This window comes from Streptomyces sp. NPDC002573, from assembly GCF_042889625.1.
In the GTDB taxonomy this organism is placed as follows: Bacteria; Actinomycetota; Actinomycetes; order Streptomycetales; family Streptomycetaceae; genus Streptomyces; species Streptomyces gibsoniae.
The window spans coordinates 109285-127726 of the sequence record NZ_JBIARC010000008.1; the positions used below are offsets into that span (position 1 = coordinate 109285).

Genomic DNA, 18442 nt, shown 5'->3' on the forward strand with positions numbered 1-18442 from the left:
GCACCACATGACGACAGGGGCGGTGTCCCCCGTACGACGTAAGACGTACGGGGGACACCGCCCCCAGCACAACAGGCCCTGCCCCGCCAGAACTACTGCAGAGCGAAGAACGTCGCCGTCAGCATCGCGAACCCCGTCCCCGCCAGCACCCAGGCGGTACGCGTCATCCGCAGCCCGCCGGCCACCACCACCGAGGCCAGCAGCAGCGCACCGGCCAGCGGAAGCCAGGCGTACAACATGCCCGCCGGCCCCGTCCGCACCACCTCGTCGGACTCCGGCTTCACCGCCACCGCGAGGACCTCACCTCGCCGCACGGCCACCGAGTCGCCGATCACGACACGCTTCCGGGCCGCCGAACCCGCGGTCGACGGCACATACGGGCCACTGCACGTGTGGTCGGAACACCGGGCCACCGTCATCGTGCCCTGCTCGCGGCCCTTGGTCAGCATCACGTACTGCGCGGTGCCCCACGAACCCCAGACACCCGCGACGACGATCAGCGCGGCGACCGTACCCATCGCCGCGAGCCGCCCGAACCGCAGCACCGCGACGGCACCCTGAGAGGAGGAGACGGCAGAAGGCATGGCCGCGATCCTTGGCCATGCCCGCACGCCTGGTCAACTCCGGCTCCGCCCGGCGCCCCGACAAGTCAGGAGTTGTACGTGCTTTGCGCCCGCTCCAGCCCCTCGATCACCAGACACTCCACCGCGTCCGCCGCACGGTCCACGAAGTAGTCCAGCTCCTTGCGCTCCGCCGGCGAGAAGTCCTTCAGCACGAAATCCGCGACCTGCATACGCCCCGGAGGACGCCCGATCCCGAACCGCACCCGGTGGTAGTCCGCGCCCATCGCCTTCGTGATCGACTTCAGCCCGTTGTGCCCGTTGTCGCCGCCGCCCAGCTTCAGCCGCAGCGTCCCGTAGTCGATGTCCAGCTCGTCGTGCACCGCCACGACATTGCCCACCGGCACCTTGTAGAAGTCCCGCAGGGCGTTCACCGGGCCACCCGACAGGTTCATGTAGGACATCGGCTTCGCCAGAATCACCCGGCGGTTCGCCGGCCCCGGCGGACCGATCCGCCCCTCCACGACCTGGGCCTGCGCCTTGCCCGCCCGCTTGAACTTCCCCCCGATCCGCCCGGCCAGCAGATCGGCCACCATGAACCCGACATTGTGCCGGTTCATCGCATAATCAGGCCCCGGATTGCCGAGGCCCACGATCAGCCAGGGACCGCCCGCATCGGTCGTCACGTCCATGTCTCCTTGATACGCGCCAGCCGCTGCCCCTCCCGGGAACAGCGGCTGACGAAACGATGACGGTGAGGATCAGGCCTCGGCGGCCTCTTCGCCCGCGGCCTCCTCGGCCTGCGCTTCCTCGGCCTGCGCGGCCAGGACCTGCAGCACGACGGCGTCCTCGTCGACGGCCAGCGTCACACCGCTCGGGAGGGTGATGTCCTTGGCGTGGATCGAGGCACCGGCCGCCAGGCCCTCCACCGAGACGGTGACGGCCTCGGGGATGTGCGTGGCCTCGGCCTCGACCGGAAGCGCCACCAGGACGTGCTCCAGCAGGTTGCCACCCGGGGCCAGCTCACCCTCGGCCTGGACCGGAACCTCGACGGTGACCTTCTCGCCGCGCTTCACCAGCAGCAGGTCGACGTGTTCCAGGAAGCCCTTCAGCGGGTCACGCTGCACGGCCTTCGGAATGGCCAGCTCGCTGGTCTTGCCGTCGATGTCCAGCGAGATCAGGACGTTCGGCGTACGCAGCGCCATCAGCAGCTCGTGACCCGGCAGCGTCAGGTGCAGCGGCTCGGTACCGTGGCCGTACAGCACACCCGGAACCTTGTTCTCACGGCGGACACGGCGCGCGGCACCCTTGCCGAACTCGGTGCGCGTCTGGGCGGCGAGCTTCACCTCGGACATCTTCACTCCTCGTAGAAATTCAGAGAACGGACGTGGTCACCCGGCCACGAACGGCCTGCTACGAAGAGCGCGTCGATTACGGACCGCCGTACCGCATGAGTATGGCCTCCCTCGCCGAGCAACTTCAGCAGTCTACTCGGAGAGGGAGGCCGCACCCAAAAGGATCACCGGCCGGTGTCACCGCCGGCCGAACAGGATCACTGCTCGTCGAACAGGCTCGTCACCGAGCCGTCCTCGAACACCTCGCGCACCGCGCTCGCGATCGTCGGCGCGATCGACAGCACCGTGATCTTGTCCAGCTCCAGCTCGCCCGGCGTCGGCAGCGTGTTCGTGAACACGAACTCGCTCACCTTCGAGTTCTTCAGCCGGTCCGCCGCCGGACCCGACAGCACACCGTGCGTGGCCGTCACGATCACGTCCTCCGCGCCGTGCGCGAACAGGGCGTCCGCGGCCGCGCAGATCGTGCCGCCGGTGTCGATCATGTCGTCGACCAGGACACAGATACGGCCCTTCACATCACCGACGACCTCGTGCACCGTCACCTGGTTCGCCACGTCCTTGTCGCGCCGCTTGTGCACGATGGCCAGCGGCGCACCCAGACGGTCGCACCAGCGGTCGGCGACCCGCACCCGGCCCGCGTCCGGCGACACCACGGTCAGCTTGTCGCGGTCCACCTTCTGGCCCACGTAGTCCGCCAGCAGCGGCAGCGCGAACAGGTGGTCCACCGGGCCGTCGAAGAAGCCCTGGATCTGGTCCGTGTGCAGGTCCACCGTGAGGATGCGGTCCGCGCCGGCGGTCTTCATCAGGTCCGCGACCATGCGCGCCGAGATCGGTTCACGTCCCCGGTGCTTCTTGTCCTGCCGCGCGTAACCGTAGAAGGGCACGATGACCGTGATGGAACGGGCCGACGCGCGCTTCAGCGCGTCGATCATGATCAGCTGCTCCATGATCCACTTGTTGATCGGCGCCGTGTGGCTCTGGATCAGGAAGCAGTCGGCACCGCGCGCCGACTCCTCGTAGCGGACGTAGATCTCACCGTTCGCGAAGTCGAAGGCCTTCGTCGGGACGACCCCGACACCCAGCTGCTGGGCGACCTCCTCGGCAAGCTCGGGGTGGGCGCGGCCGGAGAAGAACATCAACTTCTTCTTGCCGGTCGTCTTGATCCCGGTCACAGCACTGTCTCCTCAGAGGTGTTCTCGGCTCGGTGCGAGAGGCCTTGCGCAGCCGTGTTCGCGGGACGCGAGCGGCTGTCTCGGCTGGTGGGGTAAGGGTGTGCACTTATCACGGTACGCCGTGTCAGACGCACCTGTTTCCACTCAGTCTTCGCCATCCGGTTCCCGGGAGGCCGCCTCGGCCGCCTTCGCGGCCGCGCTCCCCGGGCGCTTACGGGCGACCCAACCCTCGATATTCCGCTGCTGGCCACGGGCCACGGCCAGCGAACCGGGGGGTACGTCCTTCGTGATCACGGACCCCGCGGCGGTGTACGCGCCGTCCCCGACCGTGACAGGAGCCACAAACATGTTGTCCGAGCCGGTACGGCAGTGGGACCCCACGGTGGTGTGGTGTTTGTCCTGTCCGTCATAGTTCACGAAGACGCTGGCCGCACCGATGTTCGTGTACTCACCGATCGTCGCGTCGCCCACGTACGACAGATGCGGCACCTTCGTGCCCTCGCCGATCGCGGCGTTCTTGGTCTCCACATACGTGCCGACCTTCGACTTCAGCCCCAGACGCGTGCCCGGACGGAGATACGCGTACGGCCCCACCGACGCCTGGGGCCCCACGACCGCGCCGTCGGAGACGGTGTTGTCCACCCGCGCCCCCGCACCCACCCGGGTGTCCTTCAGCCGCGAGTTGGGCCCGACCTCGGCGCCCTCGCCGATGTGCGTGGCACCGATCAGCTGCGTGCCCGGCTGCACCACCGCGTCCTGCTCGAAGGTGACCGTCACATCGATCCAGGTGGTCGCCGGATCCACGACCGTGACACCCGCCAGCATCGCCTCGGTCAGCAGCCGGTCGTTGAGGATGCGGCGGGCCTCCGCCAGCTGCACCCGGTTGTTGATGCCGGCGATCTCCCGGTGGTCGCCCGCCACGGACGCGCCGACCCGGTGCCCGGCCGACCGCAGGATGCCGAGGACGTCGGTCAGGTACTCCTCGCCCTGGCTGTTGTCCGTCCTGACCTGCTTCAGGGCCTCGGCGAGGAGCTGCCCGTCGAAGGCGAAGACACCGGAGTTGATCTCACGGATCGCGCGCTGCGTGTCGGAGGCGTCCTTGTGCTCGACGATGGCGGTGACGGCACCGGAGCCGTCCCGGACGATACGGCCGTAGCCGGCGGCGTCGGGGACCTCCGCGGTGAGCACCGTGACGGCGTTGCCGTCCTCCTGGTGGGTGCCGGCCAGGCGCCGGAGCGTCTCGCCGGTGAGCAGGGGAGTGTCTCCGCACACGACGACCACGGTGCCGTCGACGGAACCGCCGAGCTCCTCCAGGCCCATCCGGACGGCGTGGCCGGTACCGTTCTGCTCCGCCTGGACCGCGGTGCGCACGCCGGGGTCGATCTCGGCGAGGTGGGCGCCGACCTTCTCCCGGGCGTGGCCCACGACGACGACGAGGTTCTCGGGCTCCAACTCGCGCGCGGCGGCGAGTACATGTCCGACGAGGGAACGGCCGCAGATGTCGTGCAGGACCTTGGGTGTGGCCGACTTCATACGGGTGCCCTCACCCGCTGCGAGAACGACGACGGCGGCCGGGCGGATGGCGCTCACGGGGATGCCCTTCGGCTTCATGGGGTGGGGTGGACATCCGCAGGATACCGGGGTGTTCCTGGGGGGACATGAGAGCGGGCCCTGACGGTGCTGTCAGGGCCCGAGCCTGGGGCTTGTGCGCTGTGGCTCCCCCGCAAGGATTCGAACCTTGTCCTGCTGGTACCAAAAACCAGTGTGCTGCCAGTTACACCACGGGGGACAGCGCTTCAGACCTTACCGGAGACGTGCCTGGGCTTGGGCCACGATTCCCTCCCACCAGCCCTCGATTCGGTTGTACAGACGGGCGCTCCTCGCCACGTGGACGACCAGGCAGCCGTGGCAGTCGTCGCCGGTGTTCTTCCGGACCGTCTTCGGGTTGTGCTTCTTGAGCGTCGGCTTCGCGAAGACCGACACGTCGACGTCGGCGATGCCGGCCCAGTGGCGCTGCGCGGCTTCCACGTCGGCGGATTCGTGGATGAGCACCCGGAAGCCCAGGTGCTTCCGGTCCACCTCAAGCAGATCGAGCCAGGCGAGGTAGGTCCGGATCACTCCTGGGTCGCTGTTGGCGAAGACGACCCGCTCGCGCCGGTCGTACGGTTTGCTCTTCGACCCTTCGGCCCGGTACAGCGCGTCCCCGCCATGAACAGCTCGCGGTCCGTCAGTTCCCCGACGTCGCCGACCGCAGCGAGTCTAACCTCGGGTGGAATCCGGGCTTCCGGTGTCGAACGGTGTGCGATTCAGCAGTTCGAGGGATTCCGGATGGTTTCGCTTCTGTTCGATTACGGAGTGTGGTGTGACGCGGCCGTGGAAACTCACCGGAAAACCGCCGCTCCGCGCCCGTAGGCTGGAGCCATGACCACGACGGGGGAAGTCCGCGCGGGGGCCGAGGAGGGCCCCTGGTGGTGGGGGCGGTGGCGCAGTGCCCTGCTCGACATATCGCTCGCAGCGCTGTCCGCCATGGAGTGCGCGGTCGAGGGGATCCAGTTCTCGCGGGACGCCGGCCTGTTCGTCCCTGTGGGGATGGTGTTCGGACTGTTCGCCGGTCTCACCCTGCTGCTGCGGCGCCGGTGGCCGGTCGCCGTGGTCCTCGTGTCCGTGGCGATCACGCCCGCCCAGATGGGGTTTCTGATGGGCGTGGTCGGGCTGTACACCCTGGCGGCCTCGGAGCTGCCCCGGCGGATCACCGCCGCCCTCGCGGGCATGTCGTTCTTCGGGATGTTCATCGTCACGTATGTGCGGGCGCACCAGGGGGTGGTCCGGGGCGATCTGTCGATCGCCGGCGGGTTCATCCCCTTCCTGTCCGTCACCACGGCGCTCGGCATGACGGCTCCGCCGGTGCTGCTCGGCCTGTACATCGGCGCCCGGCGCCGGCTGATGGAGAGTCTGCGGGAGCGGGCCGACTCGCTGGAGCGGGAGCTGATGCTGCTCGCGGAGCGGGCGGAGGAGCGGGCCGAGTGGGCGCGGAACGAGGAGCGGACCCGGATCGCCCGGGAGATGCACGACGTCGTGGCGCACCGGGTGAGCCTGATGGTCGTGCATGCGGCCGCGTTGCAGGCCGTGGCCCGGAAGGATCCCGAGAAGGCGGTGCGGAACGCCGCGCTGGTCGGGGACATGGGCCGGCAGGCGCTGACCGAGTTGCGGGAGATGCTCGGGGTGCTGCGGACGGGGGAGGGCGCCGTGGCGCGGCCTGCTCCGTCCGCGGTGCCGTTGGCGGCCGTCGGGGCCGCTGCCGCGGCGGCGGCGTCGCGGGTGGCCGAGGAGTCCTCCGAGGGGCCGTGTCTGGCCGAGTTGGAGGAGCTGATCGGGCAGTCGGCCGCGGCCGGGATGATCGTGAACCTGTCCGTGGAGGGCGAGGTGCGGCCGTACGCGCCGATGGTCGAGCAGACCGCGTACCGGGTGGTGCAGGAGGCGCTGACCAACGTGCACAAGCACGCGGCGGGCGCGAAGACGCATGTGCGGCTCGCGCACCGTACGGCGGAGATCGCGATGCAGGTGGAGAACGAGCCGCCGCCGGAGCCGGGGTCGGCTCGGGCCGTGCGGCTGCCCAGCGGGGGCAACGGCCTGGTGGGCATGAAGGAGCGGGTCAGCGCGCTGGGCGGGGTGTTCGTGTCGGGGCCGACGGACGCGGGCGGGTTCCGGGTGTCGGCGGTGATTCCGGCCCAGGCGGCGGCGTAGCGGGGTGTCGCCAGGCCGGTCGTGCCGCGAGTCGTCGTACGGCGGGTGCGGTCACCCGGCGGTGAGGCGTACCGGCTCGATGCCCGTCAGCAGGGTGGCGAGGCCGTGGTCGATGTCGGGGGCCACGTACCAGTCGCCGGTGTGGTCGAGGGAGTAGACGCGGCCCTCGGTGTCGATGGCGAGCAGGGCGTGGCTGTCGGACTCCTCGCCGAGGGGGCAGACCTGGGTGTCGAGGGCGCGGCCGAGGTCGCCGAGGGTGCGGGCCATGTGGAGGCCGTGCAGGGGGTCCAGGTGGAGGGTGGCCGGGGCGAGCTGGCGTCCGGGGCCCTGTGCGGTGATGTGGAGGCCGCCGAATTCGGCCCATGCCTCGACGGCCGCGGGGAACACCGCGTGCCGGTGGCCCGCCGGTGAGGCGTGGCCGCGCAGGGTGTCGGCCCAGAGTTCGGCCTGTTTTATGTTCCAGCGGCCGGGTTGCCAGCCGGCGGTGCGTAGTGCGGCGTCCACGGGGACGGAGAAACGTGTGCTTGAGGAGCGGTCGGCGTGCATCTGCCCTTCGTTCGTCGAGTGCCGTGGACCGGCGCGTGCGCCGTCGTGCGGTGTGCGGTGGGTGGTGGTTCGAGGCCGGGGAGTGTCAGCTCTGCGCCGTGGGATCGACGATGCGTACGCCGAAGTGGTTGCTGAGTGCGGTGCAGGCGCGACAGGGCGCGGCGAAGCTGCCGTGCAGCGGGTCGCCGTCCTCGCGGATGCGGCGGGCGGTGAGTTTGGCCTGTTTGAGGGCCTTGCGGGCCTCGCCGTTGGTCATCGGCTTGCGGGCGGCGCGTTTGCTGCGTTCGGCGTCGGCGGCGGTGATGTGGCGGGAGATGAGGATCGCCTCGGCGCACCGTCCGGTGAAGCGGTCGCGCTGGCCGCTGGTGAGGCTGTCGAGGAAGTCCTGGACGAGCGGGTGCAGGGCGGGAGGCTGGTCGCCGCGTGCGGCGGTGCCGGTGAGGGTGGCACCGCGGACGGAGAGGGCGGCGGCGACGGTCGGGAGTATGCCGTCGCGGCGGTGGAGCAGGGTGGGGACGACGGCGGCCTCGGCGGAGCTCCAGCCGATACGTGGGTCGCCTGTCGTGTCTGTTTGTGTCGCGTTCATGATCTTTTTCCCCTCCCTTGCATCCCCCGGCGGGAACACAGACTGCCAAATGCCGTGCCGGGTGCGGAAGCTGGGGCACCGCGACACGCCAGGGCTTCGGCGTACGGTCACGGCCGGGTGACGGCTGGTCACGGTACCGGCGGGCGGCCGGCCGGGGTGGCCCGGTGGCCCGGTGACCGGCGTCGTCGTACCGCATAGGCTGTCGATGTCCGTGAAGACACCGCCGTACAGGCCAGACAGATCGCCGCAGGGGGCAACCGTCATGACGACAGGTCGGCTCGGGCTGGGGGTGCCTCCCGGCAGCCAGGCCGGGGGACACGCCGCACCGCCCAACGCGGCCTACGCGGGGCAGGTCGTGCACTTTCCGGACCCGGTCCGGGCCGCTCGTCATCCGAGAGGGGTGCGGGTGGACCCGTACGGCTATCCCGACTTCTCGCTCTACGCCCGTGCCGTCGCGGAGATCGCGGATCCTCCGGAGGGTTTCGGCGTCGACGAGTTGCGGCTGACCGACTATGTGTCGGCGAACGCGGCGCTGGCGCTGTCCGGGCATGAGCTGTGGGACGCGACGCCTGCGGTGGCGACGCCGCACGGCTGGACGTGGCATCACGTCCGCGGCTCGCGCCGGCTGGAGTTGGTCCCGGTCGAGGTGAAGGCGTTGCTGCGGCACCACGGCGGGATCGCGACGGCGGCCGTCGACCAGGGCAAGCGGGGCACGCGGCCCCTGCAGGAGAAGCGCCCGGCGCACTTCGGGCTGCCGAAGGCCGCGGTGGCGGTGACCGAGCAGCAGGTCCAGGGCGTCGAGGAGGATCTGGGCTATCGGCTGCCGGGGGCGTACCGGTCGTTCCTGAAGGCGGCGGGCGGTTGTGCGCCGGTGGGCGCGGCGCTGGACGTGGACTTGGGGCTGCTGGTCGACCAGCCGTTCCTGACGGTGCGCGACGAGGCGGCGGTCAACGACCTGGTGTACGTGAACAAGTGTCTGCGCGACCATCTGACCAAGGACTACCTGGGCGTCGGCTTTGTGCAGGGCGGCCTGCTGGCCGTGAAGGTGAAGGGTGACCGGACCGGTTCGGTCTGGTTCTGCGCGTACGACGACGCGCGTGACGTGGACGCCTCGTGGACGCCCGCCGAGCGGGTGGAGCGGCTGTTGGTGCCGTGCGGTGACGACTTCGACGCCTTCCTGTCCCGACTCGCCGGTAACCCACCGGAGTTGGAGACGGTGGCGAATCTGATGGTGGACGGCGGGTTCGCGCGTGCGGTGCCGGTGGCGTCGGCGTCCGAGGCAGGGGAGTGAGTTCGGACGATGGTGACCTTCGCTCAGGCGCAGGAGCGCGCCAAGGAGTGGATCAACGGGGACGTCCCGTCGTACCAGCATCGTGAGGTGCGGGTGCGGGAGTTCGGGCTCGGTTTCGTGGTGTGGGCGGAGGACCGGGCCGACGGGCCGCGGTCGGACGGGGGCGCGCAGCGGATCGTCATCGCGCGTGACAGCGGCGAGGCGACGCTGTGGCCGGGTCTGCCGGTGGGTGAGGTGATCCGCCGTTACGAGGAGGAGTACGGGGCGAAGGAGACGGCGGCGCAGCCGGCGCCGGCTCCGGCGGCCCGGTCGGATCTGAACCAGACGTCGTTCCTGCTGACCCCGCCGGAGCGGGGCGACGAGGCGGCGGACCGGAAGGGGACTCCGGAGCAGCGGCAGGGCGGCGGGGGGCCGACGGGGGCGGGGGCCTCCGCGTCTGCGGCTCTGGCTGCGGCTTCCGATGCCTCCGGTACCTCGGGGGGCGCTGGGGGCGTGGGTCCGGCGTCCGCGGCGTCGTGGCCCGCGGCCGGGGGCGGTGACGAGGTGCGGGACGCGGTGCCGGTGGCGTCCGCGGGGGTGACTCCGTGGGCGGGGACCGACACCAGCGCCGAGGCGGGCGAGGACGGTTCGGTGCCACTGCCGGAGACCGTGTTCGCACCGCAGTTGAGCGACACCGACAGGGGTGCGGCGCCGGTCGCGCCGCCCGCGTCGGCCACTTCGGCCGCGGCGGCCTCGAAGACGCCGGCGCCTCCGGGAGCGCCGGGTGCACCGGGTGTGCCGGGTGCACCGGGTGTGCCTCCGGCTTCGGGTGTGCCGGGTATGCCTACGCCTCCGGGTGTGCCGCAGGGTCCGCCTCCCCCTCCGGGGCCTGCTCCGGTCGGTGGTCCGCAGCCTCCGGGTGTGCCGCAGCCTCCGGTCGGTCCGTCCGCGCCCGGGCCGCGGCGGGCGCCGAACGCCGAGGACATCGCGGACGCCGCGACCAGCAAGGCGGCGCCGCCGCGCGCCCCGCGCGCTGGTGGTGCGCCGCATCCGCCCAGCGCTCCTGGCGCGCCGGGGGCGCGGCCCGGTGCCGCGCCTGCGCCGCCGGGCGCTCCCGTGGGCGGTTACGCCCCCACACAAGTCGTCCCGCAGCTCCCGGACGGTCCGGGCGCACCTCCGGCTCCGGGCGTACCCAACCCGCCCGCCCCCGGTGCCGTGCACCACGCCGAGACCATGCTGGCCGGGCCTCCCGTGGGCGGTCCGGGTGCGCCCCCGCCGCCGCCCCCGGGGGCTCAGCAGTCGGGGGCGGGTCAGCCGGTGCCGGGCCAGCCTGTGCCCGGGCAGCAGCCCTCGTACGGCTATCCGCAGAGCAGGCCGACCGTCGGCCCCGGCTACCAGGCCGTGCTGCGCTACCGCGCGCAGGACGGTTCGGAACAGCAGCTGATCCGGCGTTCGGCGCCGGGCACCCCGCACCCGGAGTGGCAGATCTTCCATGAGCTGCGTGCCATGAACGTGCCGCCGGGCCAGGTGCTGGAGCTGCACACCGAGCTGGAGTCGTGCGAGCTGCCGGGTGCCTACTGCGCGCGGATGATCCGGGAGAACTGGCCGCAGGCCAGGATCGCGAGCATCGCCCCGTACGGCACCGACCATGCCTCGCGTCAGCAGGGCATGCGGCAACTGCTCGCACACCAGGGTGAGTTGCACCAGGTCGCGGACGGTCCGGCGCGTCCGGGTCCGGTGCGTGCGCCGCTGCCGCCCGTGCAGCCGGCGCCGCCGATCCCGCCGGAGGGCATCGCGCAGGAGCTGGCCGCCGCCTTCGGGCCGGGGATCTTCCGGTTCGAGCAGGCCGCGGTCTCCCGGCAGGGCGTGCCGCCGATCGTGGCGCAGCTTCTGATGGTGGCGGGACTGCCGCTCGACATGGGTCCGTTCTTCTGGGCGCAGGCCCAGCCGGGCCGGCCGGTGCCGACGCTGGCCGAACTGGCGCAGGAGCGCGGGCTGCCGCCGGCCTCGGACGCGGGCTCGTATCTCGTTCTCGGCAGCGACTTCGGCAAGGCGATCTGTGTGCAGTACGGCACGGCGAACATCGTCGCGGTGCCCGTGGAGGCGGGGCCCGGTGGTGCTCCCGTACCGCCGCAGTATGTGAACACCGGGCTGCCGGAGTTCGTGCGCTGTCTGGCGCTGCTCGGCCGGATGTGGCGGCTGAGGTACGGGCTGAACCAGGAGCAGGCCGGCCATTGGACGGTCGACTTCCAGGCGCAGTTGGCGGCGCTCGATCCGGCGGCGCTCGGTTCGCCGGACAGCTGGTGGTCGGTGCTGCTGGAGCAGATGTGGGACGGTCTGCTGTGACGGCGCGCTGCTGACGTTCCGTCAAGGGCCGGGCCCGGTCGCACTCCTTCGTGCGGCCGGGCCCGGCCTTTTCCGTGTCGGTGGGCGCGAGGCGGGGGCGCAGGTGATGCGCTGTGTGTGCGCCGTGGCGTGCGACGGCGTGTGGGGTCCTCGGTGCGAGGGTGCGCGCGATACCTCGCGTGCGCCTCCTGCCCTGCCCCGGTCCATTGCTTATGCGCGGAGTGTCGTGTTATGAACACTTCCGTCTGATCCACAAGGATGTGCGCGAATCGTCGCTTCGTGTGGGTCAGGTGGAGAGGGGTTCCACGATGAGCAGCGCATCGGGGTCGCCGCACGGCTTTGTGTCCGTGCGGCGCGGCTACCGTCCCGACCAGGTCGACGCGTATACCGCGGCCCTCTCGCGGGAGCGTGACGACGACTGGGAGCGGGCCGCCCGGCTGACGGTGCTGGCCAAGGACATGGAGGCCGGACTGACGCGGCTGCGCGAGAGAGTGGCGCAGTTGCCCGCGCAGAGCTATGAGGCGCTCGGCGACGGGGCCCGGCGGGTGTTCGGCCTGGTGCAGGAGGAGGCCGAGGCCGTGCGGGAGGGCGCGCGGCAGGACGCGGTCCACCGGGTCACGCAGGCGGATGAGGACGGGCAGCGGGTGCGTCAGGCCGCGCAGGCGTACGCCGACGAGGTGCGCGGTGAGGCCGAGGAGCTGATCCGGACCCGGCTGCTGGCGGCGCGGGCCGAGGCCGACGAGGTACGGATCGTGGCGCGGCGCGAGGTCAAGGAGGGGCGCGCGCAGGCGCTGGCGGTGTTGCGGGAGGTGCGGCAACGCACCGAGGCCCTGCTCGTGGAGCAGGAGCGGGAGCAGGCCGAGCGATGGGAGGCCGAGGAGCGCGCGGAGGCCGAACGGCTCGCGGAGTTCCAGGCGTGGGAGGAGGAGCGGGTGGCGCAGGCGGAGGCCGCACTGGCTGAGGCGCAGCGGGCGCTCGCCGAGGCCGGGGAGTCGTCCCGGCGGGTGCAGGGGGACGCCCAGGCGCGCGCGGCGGAACTGGTCGCCGAGGCGCGGCTGCGGGAGGACCGGATCGCGCGGGAGACGGAGCGGGTGCTGCGGGAGCACGGCGAGATGTGGGACGGAGTCCAGGCCCAGATGGACCATGTGCGCAACAGCCTCGCCATGCTGACGGGCCGGGCGGCGGCGGAGTAGGTCCCTGCGGGGGCCGGCGGAGCGGGACCTCGCAGGGGACCGTCCGTGCGGGTCAGCCGCTTCTGCGGATCGCCCCGGCCAGGATCCAGCCCTCCACCGCCTCGTACTGGCGGCGCTGCTCGGCGGCCTGGCGGCGGCCGGAGACGATGGTGCCCAGCCAGCCGTAGGCGAAGCCCAGCGGGATGGAGACCAGGCCGGTGGTGGTGAAGGGGAACCAGTTGAAGTCGGCGTCGGGGAAGAAGGCGGTGGGCGAGCCGGAGACCAGATTGGTGCCGGTCATCAGGACCAGCACCGTCAGCGTGCCACCGATCAGCGTCCACAGCAGCCCGGTGCGGGTGTAGCGGCGCCAGAAGAGCCCGTACACGAGGGCGGGTGCGAGCGCGGACGCGCCGATGCAGAAGGAGAGCGTCACCAGCGGCTGCAGTCCGCGGTGCTGGACGAGGGTGGCGAGCAGGATCGCCGGTGCCCCCACCGCCAGCGCCGACAGCCGGGCCAGGACCATCTCGCGGCGCGGCGGCATCTCGTGCACCCGGGCCGCGAACACATCGTGCGCCAGGGAGTTGGCGCAGGCGAGGATCATCCCGGCGACGGAGGCGAGCAGGGTCAGGAAGACCGCCGTGGTCACCGCGGTGAACAGCAGGGTTCCCGCAGTGGACACGGTCGCCCCGAACGCGGCCCGGCTGCCCAGCAGATAGGCGGTATTGCCCTCGGGGTCGGCCGCCGCGATGGTCTCGCGGCCGACCAGGGCGGTCGCGCCGAACCCGATCACCGCGATGACCGGGACGAAGAGGGCCACCGAGGGCACCGCCCAGGACAGTGAACGGCGCACCTGCCGGGCGCTGTTCGCGGTGTACATCCGCATGGTGATGTGCGGCAGGCAGGCGCCGCCGAGCACCACCGTCAGCTCCGAGCTGATCATGTCGAGGCGGGGGGCCGGACCGCCCGCGAACTCCAGGCCCGAATGCAGAAAGGCGTTGCCGACCCCGCTGTTGCCGGCGGCGGCCGTGAGCAGCGTGCCCGGGTCCCAGCCGAAGCGGCGCAGGACCAGCGCGGCGACGGCGATACCGGTGCCGAGCAGCATCACGATCTTCAGGATCTGGATGAGGGCGGTGCCCTTCATGCCGCCGATGGCCGCGTAGCTGATCATCAGGGCGCCGAGCCCGATGATGCAGCCGGTCTTCAGGGAGTCGCCGGAGAATCCGAGGAGGAAGGAGAGGAGGTTGCCGGTGCCGGCGAGCTGGACGAGCATCATCGGCAGCAGCGCGGCGAGGGTCACGCCGCAGGCGGCCATCCGCACCGCCCGGCCAGGCATGCGCCGTGCCAGCACGTCGCCCATGGTGAACCGGCCGGCGTTGCGCAGGGGTTCGGCCAGCAGGAACATCAGCAGCATCAGCGACAGGGCCGTGCTCAGGGCGAGGACGACACCGTCGTAGCCGGTGAGCGCGATGATCCCGCTGGTGCCGAGCACGGTCGCGGCGGAGATGTAGTCCCCGGCGATGGCCAGGCCGTTGCGCATCGGGGACAGGGAGCTGTAGCCGGTGTAGAACTCGTCGAGGTCGTCGCGGTCGGGTCCGGTCATCACGCACAGCAGCAGGGTGATCGTGGCGACGGCGGTGAACGCCACCAGCGACATGGCCTGCGCGGAGTCGCTGAATCCGGTGAATCCGACGGCCGGGCCCGCCGCGTTCGTGGTGCCGAGCGCGTTCGCGGCGGTCATCGTGCGCCCTCCCGCCTGGCGTCCAGGGCTGCCTGCCGGCAGATGCGGTCGGCGATCGGGTCGACGGTGTGGCGTGCGGTGTACTCGTAGAGACCGATCGCGAGGCAGGTGACGGGGACCTGGAGCAGTCCCAGCAGCAGGCCCGTGGTCAGACCGCCGGAGACGGGGGTGGTCATGAAGGACGGGGCGAACGCGGACAGGATCAGGAACAGCGTGAAGTAGCCCAGCGCGGTGAGGGTGGCCACGCGCCGCTGCCAGCGGTAGGCGGTGCGCAGCACCCTCAGGTCGCTGTGGTGCCCGAGGGGCGGGTGGCTCGGCGGCCGCCGCCGCGCCTGCGGGGCGGGCTGCGGCTGCCAGGGGTAGGTGGGATACGGCGGTGCGGAGCGGTGCGGCGGAGGGTGCTCGGGGTACGAGTGCGGCGACCAGAATGCGTCGGACATCCCGTTTCTCCTTGCGTGGCTCGGGTCCGCGGCGGCGGACCGCAGGGAGCGGTGGGCGGCGACGCACGCTACTCGCGGCGATCGGGGGCGCGCAGGGTTTTCACCAAACTGACCGGTAGGTATGCGCTTACTGCGCTGACGTGCGGTGTTACCCGCGTTTACTCCAATTCTGAACGGCCCCCGCTACCGAGCCGCCCGCCGGCACGCCGGTGGTGTGGCTCGTCGCGTACGAGCCCAGGTCCTTCTGCGCCCACAGGTCGCGGACGGTCGCGGCGACGCCGGTGAGGCCGAGGTCGGACCAGCGGACGGTGATGTTCTGGGCGGAGGAGGGGCGGTTGAGCAGGACGACCGCGCGGTTGCCGGTGCCGGCGAGGACCTTGCCGTAGACCTGGAGCCCCGTGGTGTCCTCGGCGACCTTGACGCCCTGGAGGCCGCGCGGGTCCTGGTCGACGGCGACGACGATCGGAGTTCTCTAGGACGGCGGCGGTCTCGGCGGTCTCGGCGGTCATGGCGGTGAGGTCGTTGCCGGCCGGCAGCGGGGCGCCGGAGATCGCCCAGAGGGCCATGTGGGTGCGGTTCTGGGCCGGGGTGAGGTCGGGCATGCCGACCATCAGCATGTCGGGGTCGTTGTGGAAGCCCGTGTGCTGGGCGGCGGGGTGCAGGGCCTGGTCGAAGTTGGACAGCATGTTCGTCTGCGAGGGCGTGTTGCCGTAGTAGACGATGTCCGTGCTGGTCCGCCACATGGGGGCGAGGCCCGTCGCCCAGTTCCAGGGGTTCTGGTGGCCCCAGTTGCAGATCGAGAGGGTGAGCGGGCGCCCGGTGGTGGCCGCGGCGCTGCTCACAGCGGAACTGATCGACCTGTACGCCGTCGCCGCGTCGAGGCCTTCGGCGTCCCCGCCGCACCAGTCGACCTTCACGAAGTCGAAGCCCCACCGGGAGGACTGGAGCATGTCCTGGTCGTAGTGGCCCTCGTTGCCGGTGTTCGGGGCGGCCGGGCGGGTAGTAGTAGCCGCAGCCGTTCTCGCCGGCGTCGGTGTAGATGCCCGCCTTGAGCCCCTTGCTGTGGATGCAGTCGGCGATGGCGCTCATACCGCCGGGCCACTCGCCGGTGTCGACGGTGATGTCGCCGCCGCTGTCACGGGTGCCCTGCCAGCAGCCCTCGTCGATGTCGACGTACCGGTATCCGGCGGTGGGGAGTCCTGCCGCGACGAATGCGTCGACCTGCTGCTTGATGACGCTGTAGTCGATCTTCGAGGCGAAGCTGTTCCAGGAGGCCCAGCCCATCGGGGCGGTGGGGACCGATGCCTGACTGATCGTCGTGGCCGTCGTGGCCGCCCGGGCCGGTCCGGGCTGGGCGAACAGGAGGGCGGCCGTCGCGGTCAGGGCGAGGGCGAGGGCGCGTACGGCAGTGGCTCTGCACCGGCGGAGGAGGTCGCGTCGGCGAGGTGGGTGTGGGGGAAACATCCGACTCCTTGTCTGTGCGGAATATCGAACAAGGATCGGTGCATCGAACGTAGGGCGGCGCTGAACGTAGAGGCGGGGGCGGACGAAGTCAACGGGCGGGACGGGAGAGGGAGTTGATGCCGTCTGCAGCCGGATCGGGCCGGGAGCGGGCGCGGCTCAGTCCTGGAGGACCGGGAAGCGGCGCGGGGCCACGAAGAGCAGCACCAGGAACGCCAGCGCCGCCGCGCACGCCGCGCCCAGGTACACCGCGTGGACCGCGTCCGCGACCGCCCGGCGCGTCGCCTCCGGGACGGTGCCCGAGTCCAGGCCTCGGGTGACCGTGTCCAGATCGCCCGCGCCTCCCAGACGTGCGGCCAGCACACCGTTGGCGATCGCGCCGAACACCGCCGCCCCGACGGTCTGGCCGGTCTGGCGGCAGAAGAGGACGGACGCGGTCGTCGTGCCGCGTTCCGCCCAGCCCACCGTCGACTGCACGCCGACGATGAGCGGCAGTTGGAACAGGCCCAGCGCGCTGCCCAGCAACAGCATCAGCAGGGTCGGCTGCCACGCCTGGCCCGGGTACGGCAGGAACGGGAACGCCAGCAGGATCAGCGCCGCCGTGCCGATGCCGAGCGCGGCAGTGTCGCGGAAGCCGATGCGCCGGTACACGTGCTGGCTGAGCGCCGCCGACACCGGCCAGCTCAGCGTCCATACGGAGAGCACGAATCCGGCGGCGACGGGGGCCAGTCCGAGGACCGCCTGCGCGTACGTCGGCAGAAAGACCGTGGGCGCCACCATCAGCAGCCCCAGCGCGCCGAGGGCGAGATTGACCGCGGCGATCGTGCGGCGGCGCCACACCCATCCCGGGATGATCGGCTCGGCGGCCCGGCGTTCGGTCACCACGACGAGCGCGACGAGCGCGAGGCCCGTACCGAACAGGGCGAGTGAGGGCGCCGACAGCCACGGCCAGGCGACCCCGCCCTGCACCAGCGCAGTGAGCAGGACACCGCCGCACGCGAACACCGCCAGTGCGCCCGCCCAGTCGATGCGGGGGCGGGCGCCGGTGGCGCGGCGGTCGGGTTCGTGCAGGCGGCGGACGAGCAGCCACAGGGCGACCGAGCCGATGGGCAGGTTGACGAGGAAGATCCACCGCCAGTCGACGTACGCGGCGAGGATCCCGCCGAGCGCCGGGCCCGCGATCGCGGACACCGCCCACACCGTGGACAGCTTGGCCTGGATCTTCGGGCGTTCCTTGAGCGGGTACAGGTCGGCGGCGAGGGTCTGGACCGTGCCCTGGAGCGCGCCGCCGCCCAGGCCCTGCACGATACGGAAGGCGATCAGCGACCCCATGTTCCAGGCGAGCGCGCACAGCAGCGAGCCGAGCAGGAAGACGACGGCGCCCGCGACCAGCACCGGCTTGCGGCCGAAGGTGTCGGAGAGCTTGCCGTAGACGGGCAGGGTCACCGTCACGGCCAGCAGATATCCCGAGAACAGCCAGGAGAAGACGGAGAAGCCGCCGAGGTCGCCGACGATCTGCGGGACGGCCGTCGACACGATCGTCGAGTCGAGCGCGGCGAGCGCCATCGCCAGCATCAGGGCCGCGACCACGGCACCGCGCCGGTCGGCTCCGACGCTCCGTGCGCTGTCGCGTATCGCGGGCTTCGTGCTGTCCACCGGTTCCCCCTTGCCTGTTGTCCCCCGCACGCAAGCTTCCCACTTGACCCTGACGCGGCGGGAGGGTGGAAGCTCGGTCCGCCGGAGGGTGGACCCAACCCTGAGAAGGGCTCCACCTGACGGTGGACAGCCCTTAGGGGTACCTCCGTACAAGGGCTCGGGGAGGGTTCGTCCCGGCGGAGGACGAGGAGGCGGGCGGGTCGTCCTTAACCTGGCTTTACGCCGCTGGGGAGCGGCCGGGACGGACGGGGGTCGTGCCGGCCGCAGCGGAGGGGGTGGGGTTTTCCCCAGCGGAAGACGGGGCCGTGCACCAGCGCGGTCCGGGCCCCTCCGCCACCAGACTGACCGACGTAGCCGGTCATTCACTCACGAGGCGCGTTTCCCCGCGTCTCGTCC

At 71.5% G+C, this 18442-nt stretch carries 15 protein-coding genes, 1 tRNA gene and 1 pseudogene; 4 read left to right on the forward strand and 13 right to left on the reverse strand.

The window, feature by feature from the left end:
• Nucleotides 1–92 precede the first annotated feature (92 nt).
• From ACFYX0_RS10810 to ACFYX0_RS10840, 7 genes are all read right to left on the reverse strand, one after another.
• A complete protein-coding gene (locus ACFYX0_RS10810) occupies nt 93–584 on the reverse strand; it encodes a hypothetical protein (protein ID WP_388969014.1) in 492 nt (163 codons plus the stop codon).
• Nucleotides 585–649: 65 nt separating this feature from the next.
• Nucleotides 650–1252: an aminoacyl-tRNA hydrolase gene (gene pth / locus ACFYX0_RS10815; protein ID WP_388969017.1), complete on the reverse strand. Its 603-nt coding sequence runs from the start codon at nt 1250–1252 to the stop codon at nt 650–652.
• A 69-nt stretch (nt 1253–1321) separates the two neighbouring features.
• Complete coding sequence (locus ACFYX0_RS10820) at nt 1322–1915, reverse strand: 50S ribosomal protein L25/general stress protein Ctc (protein WP_388969020.1); 594 nt, start codon at nt 1913–1915, stop codon at nt 1322–1324.
• Between the two features lie 197 nt (nt 1916–2112).
• Nucleotides 2113–3087, reverse strand: a complete 975-nt coding sequence (locus tag ACFYX0_RS10825; protein ID WP_311697567.1) for a ribose-phosphate diphosphokinase — start codon at nt 3085–3087, stop codon at nt 2113–2115.
• A 144-nt stretch (nt 3088–3231) separates the two neighbouring features.
• On the reverse strand, nt 3232–4677 hold the full coding sequence (glmU, locus tag ACFYX0_RS10830; protein WP_388969023.1) for a bifunctional UDP-N-acetylglucosamine diphosphorylase/glucosamine-1-phosphate N-acetyltransferase GlmU: 1446 nt from the start codon (nt 4675–4677) through the stop codon (nt 3232–3234).
• A 123-nt stretch (nt 4678–4800) separates the two neighbouring features.
• A tRNA-Gln gene (locus ACFYX0_RS10835) sits at nt 4801–4876 on the reverse strand.
• A 14-nt stretch (nt 4877–4890) separates the two neighbouring features.
• Nucleotides 4891–5205, reverse strand: coding sequence for a hypothetical protein (locus ACFYX0_RS10840; RefSeq protein ID WP_388969026.1), 315 nt, complete (start codon nt 5203–5205; stop codon nt 4891–4893).
• Between the two features lie 303 nt (nt 5206–5508).
• Here ACFYX0_RS10840 and ACFYX0_RS10845 point away from each other — a divergent pair, with 303 nt between their 5' ends.
• Complete coding sequence (locus tag ACFYX0_RS10845; RefSeq protein WP_355917140.1) at nt 5509–6831, forward strand: histidine kinase; 1323 nt, start codon at nt 5509–5511, stop codon at nt 6829–6831.
• 51 nt (nt 6832–6882) lie between these two features.
• On the opposite strand, the gene ACFYX0_RS10850 is transcribed toward ACFYX0_RS10845, so the two are convergent.
• Both ACFYX0_RS10850 and ACFYX0_RS10855 read right to left on the reverse strand, forming a co-directional pair.
• A complete protein-coding gene (locus ACFYX0_RS10850) occupies nt 6883–7377 on the reverse strand; it encodes an SUKH-3 domain-containing protein (protein WP_388969029.1) in 495 nt (164 codons plus the stop codon).
• Between the two features lie 85 nt (nt 7378–7462).
• A complete protein-coding gene (locus tag ACFYX0_RS10855) occupies nt 7463–7963 on the reverse strand; it encodes a YwqJ-related putative deaminase (RefSeq protein WP_311697562.1) in 501 nt (166 codons plus the stop codon).
• Nucleotides 7964–8225: 262 nt separating this feature from the next.
• Here ACFYX0_RS10855 and ACFYX0_RS10860 point away from each other — a divergent pair, with 262 nt between their 5' ends.
• The 3 genes from ACFYX0_RS10860 (at nt 8226) to ACFYX0_RS10870 (ending at nt 12772) form a co-directional block, all read left to right on the forward strand.
• Complete coding sequence (locus ACFYX0_RS10860; RefSeq protein WP_355917134.1) at nt 8226–9254, forward strand: SMI1/KNR4 family protein; 1029 nt, start codon at nt 8226–8228, stop codon at nt 9252–9254.
• 9 nt (nt 9255–9263) lie between these two features.
• Nucleotides 9264–11579, forward strand: a complete 2316-nt coding sequence (locus tag ACFYX0_RS10865) for an SUKH-4 family immunity protein (RefSeq protein WP_388969032.1) — start codon at nt 9264–9266, stop codon at nt 11577–11579.
• Nucleotides 11580–11887: 308 nt separating this feature from the next.
• Entirely contained in the window at nt 11888–12772 is an 885-nt protein-coding gene (locus ACFYX0_RS10870) for a cellulose-binding protein (RefSeq protein WP_388969035.1), read from the forward strand.
• A 52-nt stretch (nt 12773–12824) separates the two neighbouring features.
• On the opposite strand, the gene ACFYX0_RS10875 is transcribed toward ACFYX0_RS10870, so the two are convergent.
• The 4 genes and pseudogenes from ACFYX0_RS10875 to ACFYX0_RS10890 form a co-directional block, all read right to left on the reverse strand.
• Nucleotides 12825–14489, reverse strand: a complete 1665-nt coding sequence (locus tag ACFYX0_RS10875; protein ID WP_388969037.1) for a cation acetate symporter — start codon at nt 14487–14489, stop codon at nt 12825–12827.
• On the reverse strand, nt 14486–14929 hold the full coding sequence (locus tag ACFYX0_RS10880) for a DUF485 domain-containing protein (RefSeq protein ID WP_355911437.1): 444 nt from the start codon (nt 14927–14929) through the stop codon (nt 14486–14488). The genes ACFYX0_RS10875 and ACFYX0_RS10880 overlap by 4 nt, the downstream gene beginning before the upstream one ends.
• Before the next feature lie 184 nt (nt 14930–15113).
• Nucleotides 15114–16393: pseudogene (locus ACFYX0_RS10885) on the reverse strand (glycoside hydrolase family 27 protein); the annotation flags it as partial.
• A 156-nt stretch (nt 16394–16549) separates the two neighbouring features.
• The gene (locus ACFYX0_RS10890) at nt 16550–18046 is read right to left on the reverse strand and encodes an MFS transporter (protein WP_388969040.1); all 1497 of its coding nucleotides are present in this window, start codon (nt 18044–18046) and stop codon (nt 16550–16552) included.
• Between the last annotated feature and the right edge of the window lie 396 nt (nt 18047–18442).